This window comes from Gordonia sp. (in: high G+C Gram-positive bacteria) (genome assembly GCF_049299075.1).
GTDB lineage: Bacteria > Actinomycetota > Actinomycetes > Mycobacteriales > Mycobacteriaceae > Gordonia.
Genome location: NZ_JBAQWU010000441.1, coordinates 1 through 6676, shown reverse-complemented (window position 1 = coordinate 6676; position 6676 = coordinate 1). Strand labels below are relative to the sequence as shown.

The window sequence follows — 6676 nt, the reverse complement described above, 5'->3', positions numbered from 1 at the left end:
GCGGAACCGCCTTCTGCGCCCGGTAGTTCTCGGTATCGGGATCCGCATCGGCCAAACGCACGATCAGCGTTGCGTCGTCCGGCTTCGGCGAGTCCTTACCCGCGGTGTCCGCGGTCGCGGCCACCCCCTCGGACGCGAAGATCTCGGTGTTGAACATCTCGGGCACCGGCTTGTCGCCAGCGGCCCCGATAGCATCGGGAACCTCAACCTTGCCCAGTATTGTGAGCTTCCCCGACGGTGCGGCAGGGTCGGCGAGCTCCGCGGGTTCGTCCCCCGGCAGCGGCTGATCGGCGGACAGCGGCACCACCAGCGCGGCGGCCTCCTTGGCTCGGGCCCGGGCTCCGGTGATGTCCACCCCAGTTGCTACCGCCACTCCCATGCGACGGCGGGCAAAGCTCTCCGGCTTGCCGAACAACCGCAGATCTACCTGCGGATCGGCGAGCGCCTCGGCGACCCCGGCGAACCGAATCGCTTCCTCGTCGTGCTGCCCGTAGATCACGGCGGACGCGCCAGGCGAGCGCAGTTCGGTGCTCACCGGCAGCCCGAGGACCGCGCGGGCATGCAACTCGAACTCGCTGAGCCGCTGCGTCGCGAGCGTCACCAGGCCGGTGTCGTGCGGCCGCGGACTCACCTCGGAGAAGTAGACGTCGTCGCCCTTGATGAATAGTTCGACGCCGAAGATACCGCGGCCACTGAACTTGCCGGCTGGCGCCCCCGGATCGCCCATGGCGCCAGCGATGCGGGCGGCGATGGAACAGGCTGCGCCGTAGGCGACTTCGCTCATCGGCTGCGGCTGCCAGCTCTCGATGTAGTCGCCGTCGGCCTGCTCATGCCCGATCGGTTCGCAGAAGTAGGTGGCCAGCTCGCCTGTTTTCGGGTCCACAGCGCGCACGGTCAGCAATGTCACCTCGTAGTCGAAGTCGATGAACCGCTCGACGATCACTCGCTTGGAGCTGACCCGTCCACCGGTCATCGCGATCTCCCACGCGGACTCGACGTCGGCGTCGCTGCGCATCACCGACTGCCCCTTGCCTGACGACGACATCACCGGCTTCACCACGCACGGATAGCCGACTTGGTAGGCGGCTGCGCGCAGTTCCGCTTCGGTCTCGGCAAACAGGTACGACGACGTCGGTAGGCCCAGCTTTTCGTCGGCCAGCCGCCGAATGCCCTCACGGTCCAGGGTCAGCGAGACCCCTTTGGCACTGGGGATCACCTCGGCAATCCCAGCGGCTTCCACCTCCACCAACGCATCGGTGGCGATCGCCTCGATCTCCGGCAGCACGTAGCGGGGGCGGTGCTTCTCGATCACCGCGCGCACGGCAGCGGGATCCATCATGTCGATGACCTCGGCGGCGTGCGCCACCTGGTGGGCTGGCGCATTCGCATACCGGTCCACGGCGATCACCTCGACCCCGAGGCGCTGTAGCGCGATGGTCACTTCCTTGCCGAGTTCGCCGGAGCCCAGCAGCATGACCTTCACCGCATTGCCCGATAGCGGGGTCCCGAAGATGCCAGCAGGACCGGGCTGGGGCGGCGGGGCGTCTGAATCAGTCGTCGACGTCATGGCCCAGAGTCTACGGATCGGGCCGGGCGCCCGGGTCACGGCAACCCGGGAAGTCACCGAGCCGCCTGTTCATCGGCGATGAAGTCAATCGTTGGGAACGCGGCGCGGGACAAAGAGTTCGGTCGGCGCGCTGCGTCCACGCAGGACCACCGTGTCGATCGCCTTCCACCGCGTGCGCTCAGCCGCCCCCGCGGCCGCCACCACCCGGCCGCTGGCCCACGGCACCCGCGGATCGCGTTTGGCGATCTCCGATAGGCGCGCCGACTCGTTCACCGGATCGCCGATCACCGTGTACTCGAAGCGCTGAATTGCCCCGACGTTGCCTGCCACCACGGTTCCATAGCTGACCCCGATCCCGGCGCGTAGGTCCGGCACCTCCCGGTGCAGCCGGTCGGCTACTTCCCGCGCAGCGTGCAGCGCCGCACCGCCGGGGTCATCGATCACCTGCGGGGCGCCAAAGATGGAGAGCACCGCGTCACCCTCGAACTTGTTCACCAGTCCGTCGTTGCGTTCGGTGGCTTCCACGATCACTGCAAAGAACTGGTTGAGCAGATCCACCACTTCGGTCGGCGTCCGCGTCATCGCCAGCTCCGTCGAACCGATCACGTCGACGAATACCACGGCCACGACGCGTTCGGCACCGCCCAACTCAGTTTCCCCAAGCATGGCGGCCGCCGCCACATCGCGTCCGACGTGCCGACTGAACAGGTCCCGCAGCCGTTCCTCTTCCCGCAATCCGGCCACCATATTGTTGAAGCCGAGCTGCAGTTCACCCAGTTCGGACGCGTCGTAGACGACGAGGCTGGTGTCCGGGCCGATGTCACCGCCCCGCACCCGCGACATTCCCCGCCGGACGTTCTGGATGGGGCCGGTCACGCTCCAGGCGAACAGGATCACCGACAACAAGCCCACGATGGCCGCCACGGAAGTCAGTACCGTCACCGAGACGAAGAGGTGGGTGCGCGACGTTTCCCGGTCCAGAAAACCGAAGAGCACCGCCAAGAAGATGCCCAACAACGGGATGCCCGTGCCGATCAGCCAGCCCATCACCGCGCGCCAGCGCATCGACGCACCCGGCCAGCCCAGACCAGCCTGCAGAATCTTCGCCGACACCGGACGCAGCAAGATTTCGGTGAGCAGATTCGAGATCGCGACCACCACCAGCGCGCTCATCACGATGACGAGCACGACCTTGCCGATCAAGTCCGGGTCCGCCAAGCCGTACAGCAGGCCCAGCAACGCGGCAGCCCCCATCCACAGGGTGAACTGCAGAATCAGCAGGCGGCGCAGTGCGCGACGCGTCCCGCGGACATCGGCGCGGGTGGGCACTTGGTCGTGGATGGACCAGCGCAGGCCGCGGATCATGATGATCGTGCCGACGACGACCCCGATGAGCACCGCGACGCCCGCGTACACCGGAACCGCGACGAAGTTGATGAGGGCCAGGTCACGGCGCAGAAATGAGGGGTCGGGGATGCCGACCGCGCCGAGCGCAACCGCAACGAGGATCCCCACCGTATTCGCGATGACCAGGGCGCCGGTGAGCAGCACCTGAATCCGAATCCTTTGCCTGCGGGCACCCTCGCTGGCCGAGCCGAGCAGGATCGACCCGTAATCCCTACTCAGCCGCGGCGTCATCGACTCGCCGAAATCGGCTTAGACGATGGCGCGACGCACAATGGTCTGCTCGCGGCCCGGGCCGACGCCGATGCAGGAGATGTGCGCGCCGGAGAGCTCCTCGAGCCGCAGGATGTAGTCCTGTGCGTTCGTGGGCAGCTCGTCAAAGCTACGGCAGGCGGAGATGTCCTCGGACCAGCCGGGCATGGTCTCGTAGATCGGCTTCGCGTGATGAAATCCGGTCTGCGTCATCGGCATATCGTCGTGCCGCGCCCCGTCGACCTCGTAGGCGACGCAGATCGGCACCTCGGCCAGTCCGGATAGCACGTCGAGCTTGGTGAGGAAGTAGTCGGTGATGCCGTTGACGCGGGTGGCGTAGCGGGCGATCACGACGTCGAACCAGCCGCAGCGCCGCGCGCGGCCGGTGGTGACCCCCACTTCGCCGCCGGTCTTGGCCAGGTACTCGCCCCACTCGTCGAACAGCTCGGTCGGGAACGGGCCCTCGCCGACCCGCGTGGTGTACGCCTTCAGGATGCCCAGGACCGTCTCGATTTTGTTCGGACCGATGCCAGCGCCCACCGCGGCACCGCCGGCCGTCGGGTTCGACGACGTCACGTACGGATAGGTGCCGTGATCGACGTCGAGCAACGTGCCCTGGCTGCCTTCCAGGAGCACAGTCTCGCCGCGCTCGAGCGCTTGGTTCAGCAGGAGCCGGGTATCGGCGATGCGGTGTGTGAAACCCTGGGCCAGCTCCAACGTCTCGTCGACAACCTGCTGCGGGTCCAGGCCCTTGCGGTTGTAGATCTTGGTGAGGATCTGGTTTTTCACTTCCAGGGCCGCTTCGACCTTCTGGGTGAGGATCTTCTCGTCCAGCACATCGGCGACGCGCACCCCGACCCGAGCGATTTTGTCCTGGTAGCAGGGGCCGATACCGCGGCCGGTGGTACCGATCTTGCTGTTGCCCAGGAACCGCTCAGTCACCTTGTCGATGGCCACGTGGTACGGCATCAGCAGGTGTGCGTCGGCCGAGATCAGCAGACCGGTGGTGTCGACGCCGCGATCCTCTAGGCCCTTGAGCTCGGTCAACAGCACCGACGGATCGATTACGACGCCGTTGCCGATCACGTTGTTCACGCCGGGGGTCAGAATGCCGGACGGGATCAAATGCAGCGCGAACGTCTCGCCGTTCGGCAGCACCACGGTATGTCCGGCATTGTTGCCGCCCTGGTACCGCACCACCCACTGGAGCTTGCCGCCCAGTAGATCAGTCGCCTTACCTTTGCCCTCATCGCCCCATTGGGCGCCGATAAGCACAATCGCAGCCATATCCAGGTGCCTCCTCTTCGCGGACAACCCTACTGGGTGAATCCCCCAGATACCCTATTGACGTGGTAGCGATCGAGATCAGTCCGCCGAGCCGCGGCGCCGAAGCGGCGGCCCTGTCACGTATGGTCTCCGCGGCGCTCGCCGACCCGACCGTCACGCGTCTGATCGTCTGCCCACCCGCCGACCAGGAGCACCCCGACCTGTTCTTCGCCCAGGTGATCGGCGTGTTGATGCGTCACGAACGGCTCGACATCGAGCTCGCCTACGTGGCACCCGTCGCCACTGCGGCCACCAAGACGTATGGCCTCCCACACGGAGAGCCCGCCCGCAGCCTCGCGGAAGTCGGTGCGGCGCAAGAACTTCCGCTGATCCGCGACGATGCGGCCACGGTACTGGTCGGGCGGGCGCGCCACCTCGGCGACGCCGCGAAGCTACACGGCGAAACCTACGTCGACTCCGAGCGACTGTTCGACGGTGACGTCCGCGGTGTGGTCATCGAGCCGCTTATCGACGCCCCCGGGGTGCGCGCGCGGATCGAGCGCCGACTGCCTGGCGGCTGGCACACCGGCCGGGCCGTGCAGACCGGGGCCACTAACCTCGTCGTCGAACGCGAAGGCGTGCTGACCGCGCGCGTCGTCAAACGCTCGACGTTCTATCGTCATCATCTCGACTGGAAGCTGGTTCGCCCATGAGCACGATGCCGATGTCCACCGCATTGCGGTCGGTGCGGCCTAGTTGGAGCTTCCTGGGTCTGCTGGCCGTGGCGGTCGGCGGCGTCGCGATGTTGTCGATGAGCAGCGGCCAGTCCGGGCAGGCGATCGGCGGGATGTGGCTGTTGATCCTCGGCGGCTGGCTGGTCTCGCTGTGCCTGCATGAATTTGCGCACGCTTTCACCGCCTATCGGTACGGCGACCATTCCAGCGAGTTGCGCGGCTACCTCACGCTCGATCCGCTCAAGTACACCCATCCGGGGCTGTCGCTGGTGCTGCCGGTGTTGATCATCCTGATCGGCGGCATCGGGTTCCCGGGTGGCGCGGTATATCTGAACACCGCCGGGATGACACCAACGCAGCGCTCGCGGGTCAGCCTGGCCGGACCGACCACCAACCTTATTCTCGGGGTCATTCTGCTGCTGATCGTGCGATTCTTGCCGGAGAGCCAGTCGACCGGCAATCTCGCCGCGGGTCTTACCTTCTTGGCCTTCCTGCAGGTCACGGCCGCCATCTTGAACCTGATCCCCATGCCAGGCTTCGATGGGTACGGCGCGCTTGAGCCGTATCTCTCGCCGCAGACCCGGCAGAGCGCGAACAAGCTCGCACCCTTCGGATTCCTGGTGGTCTTCGGACTGATCTTCTTTGTCCCGCCGATCGCCAAGGCGTTCTTCGGGTTGATCTACGGGATCATCGGCTCGTTTGGCGTGGATGTGGGCCTGATGGCCAACGCCTACCGGCTCTTCCTGTTCTGGGAGTTCCTGCCCGGCGCCCGTTGAGTATCTGCGGCGTATCGAAACCAGACCTCCCGAGCACGCTCAGGCGAAGTAGTCGTTCAAGGTCACCATCTGCAGATTTCGGTGGCGAATAATGTCGGTGAACTTGCCGTAGACGTGGGTCACCGGGTCGTGGTTGGCGTGGCCGATCACAATGCGCTGCGCCCGGAAGTACTGGCGCGCAGCGCCGATGAGGAACTTCTCGGTCACCAGCCCCGAGTCAGAGAGCGAGCCGTCCCACATGGTGGGCACCGAGTAGCCGAGATCGGCGGCCACTTTATCGACGGCAGCGTTACGGTAGCCGTACGGCGGTCGGTAGTACGGCGTGCCATCGACACCGTAGGTGTTCTTCAGGAAGGTCTTACAGCGGCGCAGTTCGTCGGCCACCCCGGTCGCACTGAGCGAGGTCAACGCGGCATGGGTCCACGTGTGGTTACCCAACTGCACCTGCCCCGAATCGACGAGCGGCCCGAGGACCTTCTTGTTGTCCCGCCACGCATCGAACTGACCGGTCACGAAGAACGTGAACCTGGCACCCGAATCGGCGGCCCACTGGCAGTACGCGTTGACCACCTCGGAACTGGCGCCGTCGTCGACGGTCAAGGCGAAGTAGTTGCCCCGGCCGGGGAGCTGGGTGACCGGCTCCGCGGGGAGCGGCGCCTTCTGCGCGGGTAGTGGCC

6 protein-coding genes are annotated in these 6676 nt (G+C 66.1%); 2 read left to right on the top strand and 4 right to left on the bottom strand.

Annotated elements, in window-relative coordinates:
• The 3 genes from purT to WAW85_RS14090 all read right to left on the bottom strand — a co-directional run.
• Positions 1–1567, bottom strand: a 1567-nt coding sequence (purT, locus tag WAW85_RS14100; protein WP_422560228.1) for a formate-dependent phosphoribosylglycinamide formyltransferase, incomplete at its 3' end; no start/stop codon positions are given.
• Between the two features lie 84 nt (positions 1568–1651).
• Positions 1652–3205, bottom strand: coding sequence for an adenylate/guanylate cyclase domain-containing protein (locus WAW85_RS14095; protein WP_422560227.1), 1554 nt, complete (start codon positions 3203–3205; stop codon positions 1652–1654).
• A gap of 18 nt (positions 3206–3223) precedes the next feature.
• On the bottom strand, positions 3224–4510 hold the full coding sequence (locus WAW85_RS14090) for an adenylosuccinate synthase (RefSeq protein ID WP_422560226.1): 1287 nt from the start codon (positions 4508–4510) through the stop codon (positions 3224–3226).
• Between the two features lie 62 nt (positions 4511–4572).
• On the opposite strand from WAW85_RS14090, the gene WAW85_RS14085 reads away from it, so the two are divergent.
• Together WAW85_RS14085 and WAW85_RS14080 are read left to right on the top strand one after the other, a co-directional pair.
• Positions 4573–5202 (top strand): hypothetical protein, encoded by a 630-nt coding sequence (locus tag WAW85_RS14085; RefSeq protein WP_422560225.1) that lies wholly within the window; start codon positions 4573–4575, stop codon positions 5200–5202.
• The gene (locus WAW85_RS14080) at positions 5199–5999 is read left to right on the top strand and encodes a site-2 protease family protein (RefSeq protein ID WP_422560224.1); all 801 of its coding nucleotides are present in this window, start codon (positions 5199–5201) and stop codon (positions 5997–5999) included. Before WAW85_RS14085 ends, WAW85_RS14080 begins: the two co-directional genes overlap by 4 nt.
• 39 nt (positions 6000–6038) lie before the next feature.
• On the opposite strand, the gene WAW85_RS14075 is transcribed toward WAW85_RS14080, so the two are convergent.
• The coding region (locus WAW85_RS14075; protein WP_422560223.1) for a polysaccharide deacetylase family protein at positions 6039–6676 on the bottom strand (638 nt) is incomplete at its 5' end.

What these genes read in the sequence shown, in the direction of transcription:
- WAW85_RS14095 (WP_422560227.1), bottom strand. Translation starts at nt 3,205, where the DNA reads ATGACGCCGCGGCTGAGTAGGGATTACGGGTCGATCCTGCTCGGCTCG.
- WAW85_RS14090 (WP_422560226.1), bottom strand. Translation starts at nt 4,510, where the DNA reads ATGGCTGCGATTGTGCTTATCGGCGCCCAATGGGGCGATGAGGGCAAA.
- WAW85_RS14080 (WP_422560224.1), top strand. Translation starts at nt 5,199, where the DNA reads ATGAGCACGATGCCGATGTCCACCGCATTGCGGTCGGTGCGGCCTAGT.